The organism is Thalassospira lucentensis, assembly GCF_001613805.1.
Taxonomy (GTDB): domain Bacteria; phylum Pseudomonadota; class Alphaproteobacteria; order Rhodospirillales; family Thalassospiraceae; genus Thalassospira; species Thalassospira lucentensis_A.
Genome location: NZ_LPVY01000002.1, coordinates 96,417 through 115,133 on the forward strand (window position 1 = coordinate 96,417; position 18,717 = coordinate 115,133).

Consider the following 18,717-nt stretch of genomic DNA (forward strand, 5'->3'; position numbering starts at 1 on the left):
CATGCCGAAACGTACAGATATCAAATCCATCCTTATCATCGGTGCCGGCCCGATTGTCATTGGTCAGGCCTGCGAGTTCGACTATTCCGGTGCACAGGCCTGCAAGGCCCTGAAAGAAGAAGGCTATCGCGTCATTCTGGTCAACTCGAACCCGGCGACGATCATGACCGATCCGAACCTGGCCGATGCAACCTATATCGAGCCGATCACGCCTGAAATGGTCGCCAAGATCATCGAAAAGGAACGCCCGGATGCCCTGCTGCCGACCATGGGTGGTCAGACAGCGCTGAATACCGCACTGGCACTTTATGATGATGGCACGCTGGATAAATATGGCGTTGAAATGATCGGTGCGAAAAAGCACGTGATCGAAAAAGCCGAAGACCGTCAGCTTTTCCGTGAAGCGATGGACAAGATCGGTCTTGAAAGCGCGCGTTCCGCGATGGTCCGCACCTTTGAAGAAGCCGTTGTCGCGCTTGAAACAACCGGCCTTCCGGCCATCATCCGGCCAAGCTTCACCCTTGGCGGTGAAGGCGGTGGTATTGCCTATAACCGCGAAGAATTTGAACAGATCGTGCGTAATGGTCTTGCGATTTCGCCGACCCACACGGTTCTGGTCGAAGAATCCATTCTCGGCTGGAAAGAATACGAGATGGAAGTCGTCCGCGATAACGCGGATAACTGCATTATCATCTGTTCGATCGAAAACGTCGACCCGATGGGCATTCATACCGGGGATTCGATCACCGTCGCTCCGGCCCTGACCCTGACGGACAAGGAATACCAGATTATGCGCGACGCCTCCCTGGCGGTCCTGCGCGAAATCGGTGTGGATACCGGCGGCTCGAACGTGCAGTTCGCGGTTAACCCGGATGATGGCCGCTTGATAGTCATTGAAATGAACCCACGCGTGTCGCGTTCGTCTGCGCTGGCATCCAAGGCGACCGGCTTCCCGATTGCCAAAATCGCGGCCAAGCTGGCAGTTGGTTACACACTTGACGAACTTGATAACGACATTACCGGCGTGACGCCGGCTTCGTTCGAGCCGACCATCGATTATGTCGTCACCAAAATTCCGCGCTTCACCTTTGAAAAGTTCCCGGGTGCGCAGGCGCTTCTGGGGACTGCGATGAAGTCGGTTGGCGAAGCCATGTCGATTGGCGGTTCATTTGCCGAAAGCCTTCAGAAAGGCCTGCGGTCGATGGAAACCGGCCTGACTGGTCTGAACGAAGTTAAAATCGAAGGTGCACCGGACAAGGCCGCGATCCGTGCGAAACTGACACAGCCGATGCCGTTCCGCATTCTTTATGCGGCACAGGCATTCCGTCACGGCCTGTCCCTGTCGGAAATCCAGCAAGCCACCAAGTTTGATCCGTGGTATCTGCGCCAGATCGAAATGCTGGTCGCCGAAGAAGAGCAGGTCCGCGCAAACGGCATCCCGAAAGACAAGCAGGAATTGCTGCGTCTCAAGAAACTCGGTTTCTCGGATGCGCGTCTGGCGGAACTGGCCGGTATCGAAGAAGACGCCGTGCGCGAAACCCGCCAGGCTATGAACCTTCGCCCGGTTTACAAACGCATCGATACCTGTGCGGCCGAATTCCCGTCGCGCACGTCCTACATGTATTCGCTTTACGAAGGCGACGGTTTCTTTGAACCGGAAAACGAAGCCGAAGTCACCGATCGCAAGAAAGTCATTATTCTTGGCGGTGGACCGAACCGGATCGGTCAGGGTATCGAATTTGATTACTGCTGTGTGCACGCGGCTTACGCACTTCGCGAAGTCGGCATCGAAGCCATCATGGTCAACTGCAACCCGGAAACGGTTTCAACGGACTATGACACTTCGGACCGCCTGTATTTCGAACCGCTGACCGCCGAAGACGTCATCGAACTTTGCCAGCTTGAACAAAGCAAGGGCGAACTTCTTGGCGTGATCGTTCAGTATGGCGGCCAGACCCCGCTTAAACTGTCCGCTGCCCTTGAAAAAGCAGGCATTCCGATCCTTGGTACCAGCCCGGACAGTATCGACCTTGCCGAAGACCGCGACCGTTTCCAGGAACTGATCCACAAGCTGGGCCTGAAACAGCCCGCCAACGGCATTGCGCGTTCGGTTGACGAAGCTGTTAAAATCGCCGAAAGCATCGGTTACCCGATCGTAATCCGCCCAAGCTACGTGCTTGGCGGCCGTGCGATGGAAATCGTTCACACCACCGAAGACCTGCTGCGCTACATGACCGAAGCCGTTCAGGTTTCGGGCAAAAGCCCGGTTCTGATCGACAGCTTCCTTCAGGATGCAATCGAAATTGATGCCGATGCGGTTTCGGACGGCGAAAATGTCTTTGTGGCCGGCATCATGCAGCATATCGAGGAAGCCGGGATCCATTCCGGGGATAGTGCATGCTCACTGCCGCCCTATTCGCTCGGTCAGGATATGATTGATCGCCTGAAGGCTCAGACCGTGCAACTGGCCAAGGCACTTGATGTTGTTGGCCTGATGAACGTGCAGTTCGCGATCAAGGGGGATGTGATCTATCTGATCGAAGTCAACCCGCGTGCCTCGCGTACTGTTCCGTTTGTTGCCAAGGCCACCGGCAACCCGATTGCAAAAATCGGCGCGCGCATCATGGCAGGCGAAAAGCTTTCGGACTTCAAGATCAACGAAGGTCCGTTCAAGCATATTGCGGTCAAGGAAGCGGTGCTTCCGTTCAACCGCTTCCCGGGTGTCGACACCCTGCTTGGCCCAGAAATGCGCTCAACCGGCGAAGTTATGGGCCTTGATACCGATTTCGGTCGCGCCTTTGCCAAAGCGCAGATGGCGGCGGGTCACGATCTGCCGCAATCTGGCAAGATTTTCATGTCAGTCAAAAACTATGACAAACCGGCTGCTGTTCAACTCGCACGCGACGCGATCGATCTCGGCTTTGTGATTGTTGCGACGCATGGCACTGCCGAAGCTCTTGAAAAAGAAGGGCTGGACGTTACCCCGGTCAATAAGGTACAGGAAGGACGTCCCCATATCGTGGACATGATGAAGAACGGCGATATCAACCTGGTATTCAATACCACCGAGAGCAAACAGGCCGTGGTCGACAGTTTCTCGATCCGGCGGACTGCACTCAGCAACGATATTCCGTACTACACCACGATTGCCGGTGCCCGCGCTACCCTGCGTGCCATCGACAACCTGAAACGCGGAGCACTTGCAGTGCGGCCCGTTCAGGAATATCTTGGGGATGAATACTGAGGTTCCTTTTCGAACCCGTTCAACGAGTTTAGACCGCCCGGCGGTATCTGCCGGGCGGTCGATTTTGTAGTATCGATCGCTAATAAGAATAGGCTGTGAGCGCGATGGAAAAAGTACCTATGACCCCGCAAGGGCATCAGCGCCTCGAAGAAGAGCTGAAGCACCGCAAATCCGTCGAACGCCTTGAAATCATCAAGGCGATCTCGGAAGCGCGCGAGCATGGCGATCTCTCGGAAAACGCCGAATACCATGCTGCGCGTGAACGACAGAGCTTCTGCGAAGGTCGAATTGCCGAACTGGAAGATGTTCTTAGCCGCTCCGAAGTCATTGATGTTAAATCGCTGGCCGGATCGGTCGTCAAATTCGGTGCGACCGTGCATCTTGTTGACGAAGACACCGACGAGGAAACCACCTATCAGGTTGTCGGTCCGATCGAGGCTGATATCAATTCCGGCCGTATTTCGACCACGTCTCCGATTGGCCGGGCGCTGATCGGCAAGGCTGTTGGTGAATCCGTAGAAGTCACCGTTCCCGGTGGTACAAAGAGCTACGAGATCCTTACGGTCAAGTTCGCCTGATACTCGATACACTATCTTGCGAAAGTACGGCCCGATAAATATCGGGCCGTTTTTTTTGACCCAAATACTCTGCACAAGTATCTGCCATGACATCTGATATCATCATTTCAAAGGCCCGTCCGGAAGACAGCATCCATGTCGCCGACATGTCAAATGCCCTGCATGTCGAACTTGATTACGACAATCCGCCCCACACGACCGAAAGCATCCATAAAATGATGTTCGGGCCCAAGGCACTGATCAAAAGTCTGATCGCATGGAACGGAGATCGCGCTGTCGGACAGACGATCTTTCAACCGTTCTATAACCCGGATTACTCGAAGATCGGGTTGTGGATGACCGAGCTTTACGTTGCACCCGATATGCGTTCGGAAAAGGTCGGAAACAAACTGATGAAGGCACTTGGCAAATACGCCTTGGATCACGGCTATGTTTCGATGTGGTGGTCCGTCCTGCATCGCAACGAGGCCGCCTGCCGGTTTTACGAACGGCTAGGCGCACGTAACTCCGGGGCCCTGCAGTATGAAATTGATGGGGATGAGTTAGAGAACCTTGGCCAATAAAACCACTGATCATCAAGCACGTGACAAAGAATTGAATTCATAATATTTTTTCGGCATCATTCTGAAATGATCGTTCTGGAAAGATCGAGAACATCAACAGGGTGCGACGCCCGGCCGGGGGGATAACGGGCGTCTCGAAGCGGGACCGGTTGAATTGACCGGTCCCGCTTCGATTATCGGATCAGCAATTGGTACATTCAAAAAACAAAAAACCGGCGACCAAAGGGTGCCGGTTTTCAAAGTTTGGCGTGGCAACGCACGTCAGTCTTCAGCTTCAATATCGATGGGAACTCCGGGCTGATTTTTAGCGGTACGAATCGAAAGTGCCGATTTCACATGATTGACGTTTTCCGCAACGGTCAGCTCGGTCGTCAGAAACTTCTGATATTCGTCCCAGCTGTGCGAAACGATTTTCAAAAGGAAATCCATTTCACCTGCAACCATGTGACATTCGCGAACTTCCGGCCATGCCGCAGCACGGCCCTCGAAGGCGCGCAGATCATGTTCTGCCTGACTTGCAAGACCGACCAGCGCAAACACGGTTACATTGTAACCCAGCGCCTGTGCATCAACGTCGGCATGATAGCCCTGAATGAAACCGGCTTCTTCAAGCGCACGGACACGACGCAGACAGGGTGGCGCAGAAATACCTGCACGGCGTGCAAGTTCCACATTGGTCATGCGGCCATCTTCCTGGAGATCGCGCAGAATTCTGCGGTCGATCTTGTCGAGTTTGACCCGTTGCATTTATCCCTCGATTCTGTGCGCTGAACTTACCCCGGACGAAACAATATTACAGGGGGCCAGTACGCTGGCAATAATATATTCGGCGGCAGAATGCAATCTGCCCTTTTGTAATGCGCACAAATGCATTGCACAATTTTGTATCAAAACGTTGCAAACCGCCATTTTCCGCCAGTCGCGATGGCGGAGTAAAATACCCGATCAGGAACTGTTCCGAAAACCTTGCAAAACATCGTGCGAGGCGGTTGCGCAATGCCATATCACCCCATATGTTCGGAACCTGTTTTTCACTGACCACAATATGCAAAGCACATGGCCCAGGAACATAACACCAAAGTCCTCATCATCGGATCCGGCCCGGCCGGTTACACAGCGGCGATTTATGCTGCACGCGCCAATCTGGAACCCATGATGGTTATGGGCCTGCAGCCGGGTGGGCAGTTGACGATCACGACAGATGTCGAAAACTATCCCGGCTTTGCCAACGTCATCCAGGGCCCGTGGCTGATGGATCAGATGAAGGCACAGGCCGAGCATGTCGGAACCAGAATGGTTCATGACCTGATCACCGAAGTCGATTTTTCCAAACGCCCCTTTGTCTGCAAAGGCGATTCGGGTGATATCTATGTCGCAGAAAGCGTGATCATTTCAACCGGTGCACAGGCCCGGTGGCTTGGCCTTCCGGGCGAAGAAAAATTCAACGGTCGTGGTGTCTCTGCATGCGCCACCTGCGACGGTTTCTTCTATCGCAACAAACCGGTCGTGGTTGTTGGTGGTGGCAATACCGCTGTTGAAGAAGCCCTTTATCTTGCCGGGATCTGCTCGAAGGTGACACTCGTGCATCGTCGCGACGAACTGCGCGCGGAAAAAATGCTGCAGGATCGCCTGCTGAAGCATGAAAAGATCGACGTCGTCTGGGATAGCGTCATTGACGATATCCTGGGTGGCGACGGCCCGATGGATGGTGTTGAAGCCGTTCGCGTGCGCAATGTCAAAACCGGCGATCTTTCCGACATCACCGCCGATGGCTTCTTTGTCGCGATCGGTCATGATCCGGCAACCGCCGTGTTCAAGGGGCAAATCGACATGGATGATGAAAATTACATCCTCGTCAAACCGGGTAGCACCACAACCAACGTTCACGGTGTCTTTGCCGCTGGTGATGTGACCGACAAGATTTACCGTCAGGCAGTTACTGCGGCGGGCATGGGCTGCATGGCGGCACTCGAAGCTGAAAAGTTCATTGCCGAGCACAACGAATAAGCACAGTCATCCTTACCGGATATGACAAAGGGGCGCCAATGGTGCCCCTTTTTTGTACCTACGGCCCGGAAATATGACTGCATTCAGAAACGGCGAACGTGCCAATTTTCGGCAATCCCCTGAGTTCATTTATGAATCCGGCGTGAACGAAATCACCACTTTCGTAATTGGTTGCTTGCAGATCGCGCCAAAGGCCTCATATTGATTTAATGATATCAGTTTGGAAGCAATTTCACATGCGGCTTAATAGTGTGGAAACCAAATGCTTCTAAGAAGAAGATAAAGAAGTATCAGGGGACTGGCGCGGCAATGGCGCGACAGTGACATTAGGAGCAGGTCTATGGACTGGGACAAGCTGCGTGTTTTTCACGCTGTTGCGGAAGCTGGAAGCTTCACACACGCGGGGGAAAATCTCAATCTGAGCCAGTCGGCGGTGAGCCGACAGATCAGCGCACTTGAAGAAAGCGTCAAGGTGCCGCTATTCCACCGCCATGCACGCGGCCTGATCCTGACCGAGCAAGGCGAACTTCTGTATCGCACGGCCCATGATGTGTTTGCCAAACTTTCCATGGCCGAAGCCCGCATTCGCGAATCCAAGGAACGCCCCAGCGGTCCGTTAAAAGTAACCACCACGGTTGCCTTCGGATCAACCTGGCTGACCCCGCGTATCAACGAATTCCTTGAACGCTATCCGGAAATTGAGCTGTCGCTGGTGCTCAATGACGAGGAACTCGATCTTGCCATGCGCGAGGCCGATGTTGCTATCCGCATGCAGCCACCGCGTCAGGCTGATCTCGTTCAGCGCCAATTGATGACATTGCGCTATCATGTCTTTGCGTCGCCTGAGTATATCAAGCAGTTCGGCATTCCGAAAAAGCCCGAAGACCTCAAAGATCATCGTCTGATCATTTACGGTGCGGATGCGCGCCCACCGGTCTCGAACGTCAACTGGATGATGGCCGTCGCCCAACAGTTCAAACCGGATATGCGGCCGATCCTGAAACTGAACAATATCTATGGCATCTTCCGTGCGACCGAGTCCGGGCTTGGTATTTCGGCCCTGCCCGATTACCTGCTGCCGACTGACAGCAATCTGGTCCGCATTCTGCCGGAACTCGAAGGGCCAAGTTTCGACGCCTATTTCGTTTATCCTGAAGAACTGCGTCATTCCAAACGCATTGCCGTCTTCCGCGATTTCCTGATCGAGGAAATCAGTAAGGTCAAAGCCAAAATGAATGCCGCCGCCGCGACCGATTAACGCAAACGACAAGCGATAGAATCCGAAAGCCCCGCACCGAAATCGGCTGCGGGGCTTTTTTTGGTGTACCAGCACGCAAAAAGACAACCCCTAGTTCATACGAGAAACTGTAATAGCGGGTCTTCAACACAAAACCCTGACGCGAACTGTCACCGATAATGACCTTTTGAACCAGTTCATCAGCACGCAAAATCAGCTTCTCCAGGAAAACGCAGTCATAATAGCTTCAAATTACTGACATTTTTTCGCCATGCGCTCAGCGCATGGTTGGATTGTTGTTATTCTATTTTTAAGCGTAAGATCATATGCGTATATTCACATCAGAAGTTGTTAGCGACCGCGAAAGCGAAGAGCGCTTTCATCTTTCCCTGATCTCCGCATGATCCGTCTGCCGAAACGTTATTCGGTATGGAATCTTCCCTGGATTCCACGTCTCCCAGACGTTAAAGCCTCCCTGTTGATCTTGCCGGTAGCTCCCCCTAGCTACCGGCATTTTTTTCGCATTCGCACAATTAAGTGGCAGCGAATTGATCAAAAGATTGGGAACAAGCGCATTAGAATCCATAAATATTGTAGTTATTTCAGATGTTTAATGTCTGAATTTTCGTAGCCCAAGATTTATGCAATTTACGCATGGCTGAATGAGCAATTTGACAGTGGTGTTTCCCGTCAAAAACGCTATCTTCCTCTTCGAACCGCAGCGGTGAATAACTGCATCGCGGTACAGAGTTTTCTCCCTGACCGAATTTTCGGTCTTTGTCGGGCGCCCTGCCCGGCATACCCAGGGCCCTGAGAAGGGTCCTACGTCTCCCAGACGTGAAGCCTCCCTGATAAACTTGCCGGGCACATTTGTTGCCCGGCTTTTTTTTGCTTTGATGAAACCCCTTCCTCTAGCAGGCACAACTGTGATCGGTCCCGGCTTGGCAGTCACAGATAAACCGCGCAGTATGGCATCTGCGTGCAATGACGTCTGACGATCAGGGTTGAAATCATGAAAAGCAATATTGGCCAATTCCTGTTTGGCAAACCGGCACAGGATCGTCTGCCGGACCGTGTGCGCGATGCGATTGCCCGTCAGCAGCAGGACAGCGAAAAACTGATCGGCTGGGTGCAGCTGCTGCTGGTGACGATCTTTGCGACCCTTTACACCGTGTCGCCCAAAACATTCATGAATACCGGAATTCATCCGGTGCCATGGGCTTTGGGGCTGTATTTCCTGTTTACCTTTATCCGGCTGGCGCTGTCCTATCGCGGCAGCCTGTCGAATTGGTTCCTGACGCTGTCAGTCATTGCCGATATTGGTTTGCTGATGGTCCTGATCTGGAGCTTCCATCTCCAGTATATGCAACCGGCAAGCTTCTATCTCAAAGCGCCGACCATGATCTATGTGTTCATCTTCATCTCGTTGCGCACCCTGCGGTTTGATCCGCGTTATATTTTGCTGGCCGGGGCAACGGCGGCGATTGGCTGGCTGATACTGGTCTTTTATGTAATCTGGAGCGAACGGGGCGAGAGCATGGTCACACGGGATTATGTGACCTATCTGACATCCAATTCGATCCTGATCGGGGCCGAGATCGACAAGATCATTGCCATTGTTCTGGTATCAGCCGTGCTGGCGATTGCGGTTTCACGCGCACAACGATCCTTTACCCGCGCCGTCACCGATGAAATCGCGGCAAGCGAGCTGTCGCGCTTTATCTCGCCCGAGGTCGCGGCCCGCATTACCCACGCAAACCAGCAAATCAAACCCGGCGACGGCGAAGCCGCCAAAGCCACCATCATGTTCACCGATATCGAAGGGTTTTCTGGCGTTTCCGAAAAGCTGAGCCCGCAGGAACTTGCCGCAATGCTCAATGAATATTTCGCAGCAACCAGCAACGTGATCAACAAACACGGCGGCGTCATCACCCAGTTTCAGGGGGATGCCATGCTGATTACCTTCAACGCCGTCAAACCTGATCCCGATCACGCGCTGAACGCCGTCCGCACTGCAATTGATATCACACGGCTCTGTGCCGACACCACGTTCTGTCATGGTGGAAAGCTTAGAACCCGATGCGGCATCAATACCGGGGATATCGTGATTGGTGCGATTGGCTCGGAAAGCCAGCTGACCTTCACCGTCCATGGCGACAACGTCAATATCGCCGCCCGACTTGAACAGCTTAACAAACAATATGGAAGCTACATCCTTGCAACCGAGGATACGGTGAAGTCCTGCCAGGAAGAGTTCGCATGGCAGGCACGCGGCGAGGTCACCGTGCGCGGGCGTGAAACGCCAACGCCGATCTTCAGCCTCTAGGCAGATGAGCTTATCGCCTTTGCCATCCCCACAAAGAAAAAGCGCGCGGCGGGCGATTTGCCCGCCCCACGCTTTTTGGGGACAGATGGTCTTGGGGAGACCGGTCAGATACGGTGCCTTGACCTTGGGGTGCAGATCACTGCGGGGGACAGTGATTTTAAAGGTCCCGGTGAGTAGCGAGGGAGGGGCGCTTCACCGGCGTTTCCGCATCTGACAATTGTGAATATGCCCTTGAATTGGGGCGTAAAAACCGGCCGGTAATGACCATTCAGGGGCAAATTGGGGCGAAATAAAGTTTGGAACTGTAACCGCGAAAAGCCGTTCCCGATTGGGGAAAAAAGAAGGGGCGGGATTTACCCGCCCCATTTTCGGGGTCTTCATGGTCTTGGGGAGACCGATCAGCCGGGGCCTGGGATTGTTCTTTCTTCGGGGGAAGATGAAAGAACGGGCCAGAAGACGTTTGAGGGGGGACAGAAGGTTCTGGCCGTTGCCTCGACTGACAATGCCTAATCTGCCTTCTGAATAGGGCAGGAAAACAGGTCGCATAGGGCCATTTGAGGGCGAATTATGGTCAAAAAGGGGCATATGAACCCGCAAACCCTTGATAGCGATATTGCCAATAATGATCTATCCTGAAGATTGTCCGGCTCCGCATTGGCAGAAACACGCCAATCCGGAATGACGCATGCAATTGCATTCCCTTCCGGCACCCGTACCCTGTTGCCTTCTGTGCCAACGCAGACCGGACACCCGCACCACACAGACCCGGAAAAACCGGGCGCGCGCAACGTCCTGACCGGCTGCATCATTTGCAGAAAGCACATGGAATTGGCAAACCGCTTATTTAGGCGGGATAATACAGATCTCCATGCGCGGGCCGGCCCCATGCGTCCCATGATGCATCAAGGAGATGTCCATGCCCCCGTCCAAAGACCCAAAAGACAAAGCAGACACCACAAATCCCCTCGCTAGCCCCCGTCACGTTCCGCGATGTGCCGCGTTAATCGGCCCCTATTCCAGTGGCAAGACCAGCCTGTTTGAAAGCCTTCTTGCCGCGACAGGTCGAGTACATCGCAAGGGGTCCGTTCGTGATGGCACGACAATCGGCGATGCAACAGCCGAGGCACGCGAACGGCAAATGAGCACCGAAATGACGGTTGCCCAAACCCGGTATCTTGACGAGGAATGGCATTTTATCGATTGCCCCGGCTCGGTTGATTTTGCACAGGATTCCCGTGAAGCCGCGATGATATGCGATGTTGCCATCGTGGTTGTAGAACCCGACCCGACACGCGCCATGATCGCCGCACCGATCCTGAAATTTCTGGATCGCAACCGTATTCCGCATCTGATTTTCATCAATAAAACCGATCATAGCGGCATTCGCCTGCGCGATAGCCTTGATGCGCTGCAATCAATCTCGGAGCGTCCGCTTGTGCTCCGTGAAATTCCGATCCGCGACGGCAAGGGGCCGGACGATACGATAACCGGTTTCGTCGATGTCGTTTCCGAACGGGCCTATCAATATCTGGAAGGACAACCTTCAAAACTGATCACTCTGCCCGCCAACGCCAAAGAACGCGAAGCCGAGGTCCGGGATGGATTGCTCGAAGCACTTGCCGATTTTGACGACAATCTTCTTGAACAAATCCTTGAAGATCAGACACCGGCAAGAGAAACGATCTATGACAATCTTGAACGTGATCTGGCCAAGGATTTGATCGTTCCGGTGTTCTTCGGGTCAGCCGAACATGACCACGGCATCATTCGATTGTTAAAGGCATTGCGTCACGAAGCGCCGAATGCCGATGTGAGCGCTCATCGTCTGGGCGTTGAACCGCAAGGCGAGGTTACGGCTGTCCAGATTTTCAAAACCGTTCATCTGCCCCATGCGGGGCGGTTTTGTTATGGGCGGGTCCTTTCGGGGCAGGTAAAGAACGGCGACACACTTGGTCGCGACAAGATCGCAGGCATGTGTCAGGTATTTGGCGACAAGCACGAAAAGCTCGATATCGGTACATTTGGCAGTATCGTCGGCCTGCCGCGAATTGATCATCTGCGCACCGGTTCGCTGTGCACAGCCGATGGCGAGATGGATAGTCTTTGGCCAGATCCCCTGCCCCCGCTTTATGAAACCGGACTGGAAGTTACCAAGCCCGGTGATGACGTCAAACTGACCGAAGCATTGCGCCATCTGTGCGAACAGGACAGATCTCTGTCGTTCGTTCATAGCGACGATACGGGGCAACTTGTATTGCGGGGCCATGGCGATATTCACCTTCAGGTCGCACTGGCCCAGCTTCGCACCCGCTATCACCTTGAAATCGAAACCAGACCGGTTGAAACCGCCTATCAGGAAACCGTGCGCAAGCCGGCACAGGCGCGGGGTCGCTATAAAAAGCAGACTGGCGGACATGGGCAATTTGGCGATGCCCAGATCGAACTGAAACCCCTTGGACGCGGCGAAGGTTTTTCATTCAATGAACGGATCGTCGGCGGTGCCATTCCCCGGCAATATATCCCCGCTGTCGAAAAGGGGGTGCGCGATGCCATGCGTTCCGGACCGCTTGGTTTTCCGGTGGTTGATATCGCGGTCGAACTGGTTGACGGGTCCTATCACGCGGTTGACAGTTCCGATCAGGCATTTCAGATGGCCGGTCGCATTGCCATCGCCGATGCGCTTAAGGAAGGGCAGTCGGTTCTGCTTGAACCCATCGAAAGATACGCGATTTCGATCCCGTCGGAATTCACATCCAAGGCCCAGCGGCTGGTAAGCACCCGGCGCGGTCAGATCCTTGGTTTCAGTGCCAAGGATGGCTGGCAGGGATGGGACGAAATTGATGTCCAAATGCCCGCATCCGAAACCGGCGATATGGTGATGGAGCTACGATCACTGACACAGGGAACGGGCTTTTTCACGCGGAGTTTCTCGCACATGCAGGAACTTGCGGGCAAGCAGGCCGACATGATCGTAACTGCGCGACAAAAACCACATAGAAAGTAATAGAATTGATCTATCGCTAATCATTAAACTATTGATTGGCGTAAAGTTTTCCAATCGTTGATACTCTGTGCAAACAAAGAGCTAACCTTCGGGCATGTGCCCCTTTTACCGGAGTGAAAACATGCAGATTGATATCGGAATCAATGAAACCAACCGCACTGCGATCGCCGACGGCCTTGGCCGCGTTCTGGCAGATTCTTATGCGCTGTATCTCAAAACCCATAACTTCCATTGGAACGTGACCGGGCCGATGTTCCAGACGCTGCACACCATGTTCGAAGAACAATATACCGAACTGGCCATGGCGATTGACGAAGTTGCCGAACGTATTCGTTCGCTGGGCGCGTTTGCCCCGGGCAGTTTTTCGGCTTATGCCAAACTCTCGTCGATCCCGGAAGAAACCGGTGTGCCTGCCGCCAAGGACATGATCACACAACTGGTCGAAGGCCATGAAACCGTGATCAAGACCGCGCGTTCGCTTTATCCGATCTGTGACTCGTCAGACGATGACGCCACCGCCGACCTCCTGACCGCACGCATTCAGGTCCACGAAAAAACCGCATGGATGTTGCGCTCCCTGCTGGAAAGCTAAGACGAGAACGTCGTGTTCAAAACAAAGGCCCGGAAATCCATCCGGGCCTTTTTCATATCCGGTGAAGCCAACCGAACACTATCCACGCAGCAAAGGATCAATCCGGCGCGCCGCATGCAGGACGGCAAAGTCGTGCCCGTGCGGTGCCGCAATCATCAATGCCCCCGGGGCAACGCCCTCACCAGCCGGAACCGGGATTGAAATGGCGCAGGCATCCGAAAGGTTCAGATAGGATGTGTTGCGCAACATCATCGCATTCAAACGGTCAAAGTCGGCTTCGACTTCGGCGATCTTGGGTGCCATCATTGGCAATGTCGGTGAAATCATCACATCGACATCCGCCATGGCCGAACTGAACATCGCAATCACGTCGGTTCGCTTGGCATAGGCATCAATCAGGTCTGCCGCACTGAGGGTATCAGCAAAACGCATCCGGTTAAGCACACGCGGATCGCCACAGGTTTCAAGCGCCTTGAAATCCTGTGAATAGATTTTGTGCGCTTCTGCCGCGACAAGGATTTTATTGATCACCGCATTTTCGGCCAAAAAGCCCAGATCAATCTCGGTCAACTGATGGCCAGCGTCAGTCAGCTTTTTGCAAACCGCATCAAAATCCTCCCGCACCCGGTCATCAAGGTCATTCACAAAGGCATGGGCCGGAACACCGATTTTGATCGGGGCGGGTTTGCCATCCTGGGCCGGAACGGTTTTGCCCGCCATGACTTCAAACGCGGTAATCGCGGTTTGCAGATCACCGGCAAGCGGCCCCGCCGTGTCAAAACTTTTGGCCAACGGATGAATGCCTTCGCCCGACATCCACAAACGACTGGGCTTATAGCCATAAAGCCCGTTGATCGCCGACGGAATGCGAACCGATCCTCCGGTATCGGTGCCAAGTGCGATATCGGCCAGACCAAGTGCAACCGTCAATGCACCGCCCGATGTCGAGCCGCCCGGAATGCCTTCGGGGTCAAACACATTGCCCGGCGTACCGTAATGCGGGTTAAGCCCAACACCGGAATAGGCAAATTCGCTAAGTGCTGTACGACCAAACGGCACCGCACCGGCGGCCTTGATGCGCGCGATGACTTCGCAATCCCGCGTTGCTGCCGGACGCCCCTGCAACAATTTTGATGCGGCCGTGGTGGTAACACCGGCCTCGTCATAAAGGTCCTTTACCGAAACCAGCATACCGGCCAACGGCAGGGCCGTTGCCGATTGCGCCACGCGTTCCTCGGCCGCGTCGGCATCACGCAAAATGCGGTCGCGGTCAAACTCGGTGAAAATCCTGGCTGCCAAATCACCCAGTTGATCTACCTTATCAATCGCTGCCTTAGCCTTGTCGATGATCGCGCCCATCGGGCTGCCTCCGTCACGTTCTGATTGTTATGGAAATTTTCTGAAACCGAGCCTAGGCGATTTCAGGCAGTTCAACAATGTCATAGCTGTGTGTAATGCTCAGCCCCCGCACCGGATCATGCATTGTCATTTTAAACGAACGTGCCGGACGCACCCCGCCCTTCGCACCAAAAGTTCCGCACAGCATCGCAGCCGCCTTACCATTGGCACCTGCCGCCTTAAGCCCCGCCCCTTCGATCAGATCGGAAAGCGGACGGATCGATGCAATCGTGCCTTCCTGATAGGGAACCCATTCATCACTGTCGTCTTCACGGATCCAGGATTTCAGTTCGATCTGTTCCAGATGATCGGCAACATCGTCAAATTTCCAGATCGCATCAGCAACCGGCTTGGCACAAATCTGCTTTGACAGTGCAACCGAATGGGCTTCAAGTTCCCGGTCGGTATGATCGGATGCCAGTCCAAGATACAAAACACCGTCCTTTGAAATCACCAGCGGCTCGACCTCGCCTGAGGTGCCTTTGCCAACCACCTCAATCAGCGGGGACTGGGTCAGCATGCCAAACGATGTGCGGTAATAAAGCGGCACGGTCGATGGTGGCTTGACCCCGATGGCGGCCAGTTCGTCAATGTGATGCTGGATCGCTTTGGCATCGCGGCCGGTCCATCCGGCAACCGTGCAATGATCGATTTCAAAGCTGACTTCATTGCCATCAAGGGTAAAATTCATCTGCATTTGCTCTATCCCAATTCTAATTTTTACGAATTTTGCGCGCATTGGGCGGTTGCGGACCGGTTTCCCGGTCCGCCCCGAAGGCACAAAAGATCAAGTCATGATGCGTGTTGTCGCGCGTGTTTATCCCGACCGGATCAAAGGATGTCGGGCAGGAACAGGGCGACGGATGGCATCGCGACAAGCAGGGCGATCATGGCAAGCATCACCAGAACAAACGGGATGGTGCCCAGCATCACTTCGGACAATCGGCCCGATTTGCGTGCGCCCTGCACGACGTAAAGGTTAAGTCCGACAGGCGGAGTGATCAGGGCCATCTCGATAAGAACAATCAAAAGAATGCCAAACCATACCTTGTCAAACCCCATGCCGGTCATGATCGGCACAATGATCGGAATGGTTGCCACCATCAGCGACAGGGTTTCAATGAAGAAACCAAGCACGATGTAAAGCAGGATCACGACCATCAATGTGCCCATCGGTGACAGGTTCAAACCGGTCAGAAGGTCTTTAAGTTCCCGTCCCATGCCTGCGGCGGTCAGGGTAAAGTTCAGGAAATAGGCACCGATAATCACCAGCATGATCATCGCGGTGATCCGGACCGTGCCATACAGGCATCTTTCCATCATTTCGCGCGAAACACCGCGATTGAATGCCGCAATCAGCATCGCAATTGCCACCCCGACGGCAGCCGATTCTGTCGGGGTTGCCCAACCGGCATAGATCGACCCGATCACTACAAGGAACAGAACCAAAATCGGCAAAAGATGCTTCAGGCTGCCGATGCGTTCCGACCAGGTGAATGAACGGCTTGTACCGCCAAGGGTTGGCTTGATCTTGCACAGGATCGCCGTAACCATCATGAAGGCCACCGCCATCAGAAGCCCCGGGATCAATCCGGCCAGGAAAAGACGCGGGATTGATGTTTCGGTCAGGAAGCCATAGACGATCAGGTTGATAGATGGCGGGATCATGATGCCAAGCGTCCCGCCCGCGGCAATCGCACCGGAAAACAGTTTGGGATCATATCCAAGCTTTTCGGCTTGCGGCATGGCAACGGTTGCCACCGTCGCCGCCGTCGCAACAGACGACCCCGACGTTGCCGAAAACATCGTTGCCGTGCCGATATTGGCGTGAATCAACCCGCCCGGAAGCCATGAAAACCATTTATCAAGGGCTTCATAGGTGCGTTCGGCAATGCCCCCGCGCACCAAAATTTCCCCCAGCAGCACAAAGAACGGAATGGCGATCAGGGTCGATGAATTCGACGATGACCAGACCACCTGCCCCAGTCCGCGCAAAAGCGGGAACGGCGAAAACAGCTGATCAACCCCAAACCCCAGCAGGAACAGAACAATCCCGACTGGAATGGACAGGGCCAAAAGCCCCAGAAGCGATGCGGTAACGGTAAAGATCATGCTTCCAACTCCAGTTCGGAGCGGGCACCCACCAGCGCATCGGCCTGCTCAAGGTTACGCTTGACCAGAAGCGACAATGTCAGGATGACCAGAACACTTGAGCACACGGCAAACCATATCCAGCCGGAGAGCCAGATTGATTGCGGTATCCATAATGGTGTTTCAAGTGGAGTATTGGCGCGTGATCCGCGTTCAATCGTCTTTTGCAGAACCGGCCAGCTTTGCACGGCAATAACAATCGACGTTGCGGCAAGGGCGATGATCGCAAGAAGATCAAGCATCGCCTTGCCGCGCTGGCGCAGACGCAAACGGATAAGGTCAATACGGACATGCGCCAGTTCCGTCAGGGCATAGGACATGCCCCAACTGGCAACGCCGGCCATCACATAGCCCGATATTTCATCAGCCCCCCCAAAGGAAATGCCGACTTCACGCAAAAGAATATCTGCGATGATCAGGATCACGCAGCCTGTCAGAACAAGTCCGACAAGCAGCGCGATCATGCGGTTAATGCGGCGGATGGCCGCAATCAATGAGGTAGTCACGGTTGCGGCCTCCTCCGGCTGGTTTTCTGCTTAGCTCAGAGGTACGGCAACACCGACAGTTTTGCCAACTGTATCGTTCCAGCGTTTAACCCAGTCCGCACCGGCGCGTTCGGCCCATTCCGGCAAAACAACAGTGGTCAGGATTTCCTTGGCCTTGGCAAGATCGGCATCAGATGCCTCAACCAGGGTCATATTCGCCGGGTTCCCTGCCGGGCAGGTTCCATTACCGGTCAGACACGCGATATCGGCTTCAAGCGCACCTGCGGCTGCGGCCCAGGCCGGGGCTTCGAACTTGGAATTGACTTCGTCGGTAATCAGTTTCTGCATTTCCGGCGACAGGCTATTCCACTTGTCAAAATTCATCGCCGTTACAACCGGATCCCAGCCGCCAAGCGGAATGGTCATCAGGTGGTCGGAAACTTCCCACCAACCCGCACTGTATCCCGAACCGGCACCGGTAACGGCACAATCAATCACACCACGTTCAAGCGCGCCCGGTACTTCGGAAAACGCAACATTGACGCCGTTGGCACCCAGCGCCTCAAGGAACTTGGTGGTCATGCGACCCGAACCACGAACCTTTTTACCTTTAAGGTCTTCAAGCGAGGTCACATCACCTTTGCAGAAAACGACCTGCGGCGGGTATGGCGCAATTGCAAGAACCTTGGAATTGAAGCGTTCCTTGAAAATATCCTCGACCATCGGGCGGGCGGCTTCAACCATCGCCTTTGCTTCTTCCGCGGTGTTGGCAACCAGCGGTACATCAAGGCCTTCAAGTTCCGGGGCATCGCCAACCGCATAATCGGCAACCGTCATGCCAACATCGAAAACGCCATCATTCAGAATACGGAAAACGTCACCGCCACCGATACCCATCTGGTCATGCGTGGTCATCTGGACATTGATGTCTCCGTTTGATGCGGCGGGCAGTTCTTCGGTCCAGAACGGTGTTTCAAACTGCTTGTTCAGCGGCAGGCTGCTCCAGCTGCCGACAACCGAAAGGTCTTCGGCAAAGGCAGGGGTTGCCATCATGCCCGCACCAAGGGCAGAAACGGCAAGTAACGATGATACTGTCTTTTTCATGAGATGGTCCTCTCTGATAGCTAGGTTT

The 18,717-nt window shown here is 54.2% G+C and carries 14 protein-coding genes; 8 read left to right on the forward strand and 6 right to left on the reverse strand.

All coding sequences use genetic code 11. The annotated features are described in order from the left end of the window. Position 1 precedes the first annotated feature (1 nt). The 3 genes from carB to AUP42_RS00830 all read left to right on the forward strand — a co-directional run bounded on the left by carB (position 2) and on the right by AUP42_RS00830 (position 4,385). Complete coding sequence (carB, locus tag AUP42_RS00820) at positions 2 to 3,244, forward strand: carbamoyl-phosphate synthase large subunit (RefSeq protein ID WP_062947976.1); 3,243 nt, start codon at positions 2 to 4, stop codon at positions 3,242 to 3,244. Between the two features lie 104 nt (positions 3,245 to 3,348). Further along, positions 3,349 to 3,822 (forward strand): transcription elongation factor GreA, encoded by a 474-nt coding sequence (gene greA, locus AUP42_RS00825; protein ID WP_062947978.1) that lies wholly within the window; start codon positions 3,349 to 3,351, stop codon positions 3,820 to 3,822. A gap of 86 nt (positions 3,823 to 3,908) precedes the next feature. After that, positions 3,909 to 4,385, forward strand: a complete 477-nt coding sequence (locus tag AUP42_RS00830; protein ID WP_062947980.1) for a GNAT family N-acetyltransferase — start codon at positions 3,909 to 3,911, stop codon at positions 4,383 to 4,385. 261 nt (positions 4,386 to 4,646) lie between these two features. Here AUP42_RS00830 and AUP42_RS00835 read toward each other — a convergent pair whose 3' ends face one another. Then, a complete protein-coding gene (locus tag AUP42_RS00835; protein ID WP_007089852.1) occupies positions 4,647 to 5,132 on the reverse strand; it encodes an Lrp/AsnC family transcriptional regulator in 486 nt (161 codons plus the stop codon). 309 nt (positions 5,133 to 5,441) lie between these two features. Between AUP42_RS00835 and trxB the strand changes: the two genes are divergently transcribed. The 5 genes from trxB to AUP42_RS00865 all read left to right on the forward strand — a co-directional run bounded on the left by trxB (position 5,442) and on the right by AUP42_RS00865 (position 13,551). Then, a complete protein-coding gene (gene trxB / locus AUP42_RS00845; RefSeq protein WP_062947984.1) occupies positions 5,442 to 6,392 on the forward strand; it encodes a thioredoxin-disulfide reductase in 951 nt (316 codons plus the stop codon). Positions 6,393 to 6,732: 340 nt separating this feature from the next. After that, positions 6,733 to 7,650, forward strand: a complete 918-nt coding sequence (locus AUP42_RS00850; protein WP_062947986.1) for a LysR family transcriptional regulator — start codon at positions 6,733 to 6,735, stop codon at positions 7,648 to 7,650. Positions 7,651 to 8,641: 991 nt separating this feature from the next. Continuing rightward, the gene (locus AUP42_RS00855; RefSeq protein WP_062947989.1) at positions 8,642 to 9,955 is read left to right on the forward strand and encodes an adenylate/guanylate cyclase domain-containing protein; all 1,314 of its coding nucleotides are present in this window, start codon (positions 8,642 to 8,644) and stop codon (positions 9,953 to 9,955) included. Between the two features lie 916 nt (positions 9,956 to 10,871). After that, positions 10,872 to 12,959, forward strand: coding sequence for an elongation factor G (locus AUP42_RS00860; RefSeq protein WP_082824634.1), 2,088 nt, complete (start codon positions 10,872 to 10,874; stop codon positions 12,957 to 12,959). A 121-nt stretch (positions 12,960 to 13,080) separates the two neighbouring features. Then, a complete protein-coding gene (locus tag AUP42_RS00865; RefSeq protein ID WP_007089859.1) occupies positions 13,081 to 13,551 on the forward strand; it encodes a Dps family protein in 471 nt (156 codons plus the stop codon). 78 nt (positions 13,552 to 13,629) lie between these two features. Here the strand turns inward: AUP42_RS00865 and AUP42_RS00870 are convergent, their stop codons facing one another. The 5 genes from AUP42_RS00870 to AUP42_RS00890 all read right to left on the reverse strand — a co-directional run bounded on the left by AUP42_RS00870 (position 13,630) and on the right by AUP42_RS00890 (position 18,689). Continuing rightward, a complete protein-coding gene (locus tag AUP42_RS00870; protein WP_062947991.1) occupies positions 13,630 to 14,910 on the reverse strand; it encodes an amidase in 1,281 nt (426 codons plus the stop codon). Positions 14,911 to 14,962: 52 nt separating this feature from the next. Further along, on the reverse strand, positions 14,963 to 15,646 hold the full coding sequence (locus AUP42_RS00875; RefSeq protein ID WP_062947993.1) for a DUF2848 domain-containing protein: 684 nt from the start codon (positions 15,644 to 15,646) through the stop codon (positions 14,963 to 14,965). Positions 15,647 to 15,780: 134 nt separating this feature from the next. Next, a complete protein-coding gene (locus tag AUP42_RS00880) occupies positions 15,781 to 17,061 on the reverse strand; it encodes a TRAP transporter large permease (protein ID WP_062947995.1) in 1,281 nt (426 codons plus the stop codon). Beyond that, complete coding sequence (locus AUP42_RS00885) at positions 17,058 to 17,606, reverse strand: TRAP transporter small permease subunit (protein WP_231858113.1); 549 nt, start codon at positions 17,604 to 17,606, stop codon at positions 17,058 to 17,060. Before AUP42_RS00885 ends, AUP42_RS00880 begins: the two co-directional genes overlap by 4 nt. A 30-nt stretch (positions 17,607 to 17,636) precedes the next feature. Further along, positions 17,637 to 18,689: a TRAP transporter substrate-binding protein gene (locus AUP42_RS00890; RefSeq protein WP_062947999.1), complete on the reverse strand. Its 1,053-nt coding sequence runs from the start codon at positions 18,687 to 18,689 to the stop codon at positions 17,637 to 17,639. Positions 18,690 to 18,717 lie beyond the last annotated feature (28 nt).

What these genes read in the sequence shown, in the direction of transcription:
- carB (WP_062947976.1), top strand. Translation starts at nt 2, where the DNA reads ATGCCGAAACGTACAGATATCAAATCCATCCTTATCATCGGTGCCGGC.
- greA (WP_062947978.1), top strand. Translation starts at nt 3,349, where the DNA reads ATGGAAAAAGTACCTATGACCCCGCAAGGGCATCAGCGCCTCGAAGAA.
- AUP42_RS00830 (WP_062947980.1), top strand. Translation starts at nt 3,909, where the DNA reads ATGACATCTGATATCATCATTTCAAAGGCCCGTCCGGAAGACAGCATC.
- AUP42_RS00835 (WP_007089852.1), bottom strand. Translation starts at nt 5,132, where the DNA reads ATGCAACGGGTCAAACTCGACAAGATCGACCGCAGAATTCTGCGCGAT.
- trxB (WP_062947984.1), top strand. Translation starts at nt 5,442, where the DNA reads ATGGCCCAGGAACATAACACCAAAGTCCTCATCATCGGATCCGGCCCG.
- AUP42_RS00850 (WP_062947986.1), top strand. Translation starts at nt 6,733, where the DNA reads ATGGACTGGGACAAGCTGCGTGTTTTTCACGCTGTTGCGGAAGCTGGA.
- AUP42_RS00855 (WP_062947989.1), top strand. Translation starts at nt 8,642, where the DNA reads ATGAAAAGCAATATTGGCCAATTCCTGTTTGGCAAACCGGCACAGGAT.
- AUP42_RS00860 (WP_082824634.1), top strand. Translation starts at nt 10,872, where the DNA reads ATGCCCCCGTCCAAAGACCCAAAAGACAAAGCAGACACCACAAATCCC.
- AUP42_RS00865 (WP_007089859.1), top strand. Translation starts at nt 13,081, where the DNA reads ATGCAGATTGATATCGGAATCAATGAAACCAACCGCACTGCGATCGCC.
- AUP42_RS00870 (WP_062947991.1), bottom strand. Translation starts at nt 14,910, where the DNA reads ATGGGCGCGATCATCGACAAGGCTAAGGCAGCGATTGATAAGGTAGAT.
- AUP42_RS00875 (WP_062947993.1), bottom strand. Translation starts at nt 15,646, where the DNA reads ATGCAGATGAATTTTACCCTTGATGGCAATGAAGTCAGCTTTGAAATC.
- AUP42_RS00880 (WP_062947995.1), bottom strand. Translation starts at nt 17,061, where the DNA reads ATGATCTTTACCGTTACCGCATCGCTTCTGGGGCTTTTGGCCCTGTCC.
- AUP42_RS00890 (WP_062947999.1), bottom strand. Translation starts at nt 18,689, where the DNA reads ATGAAAAAGACAGTATCATCGTTACTTGCCGTTTCTGCCCTTGGTGCG.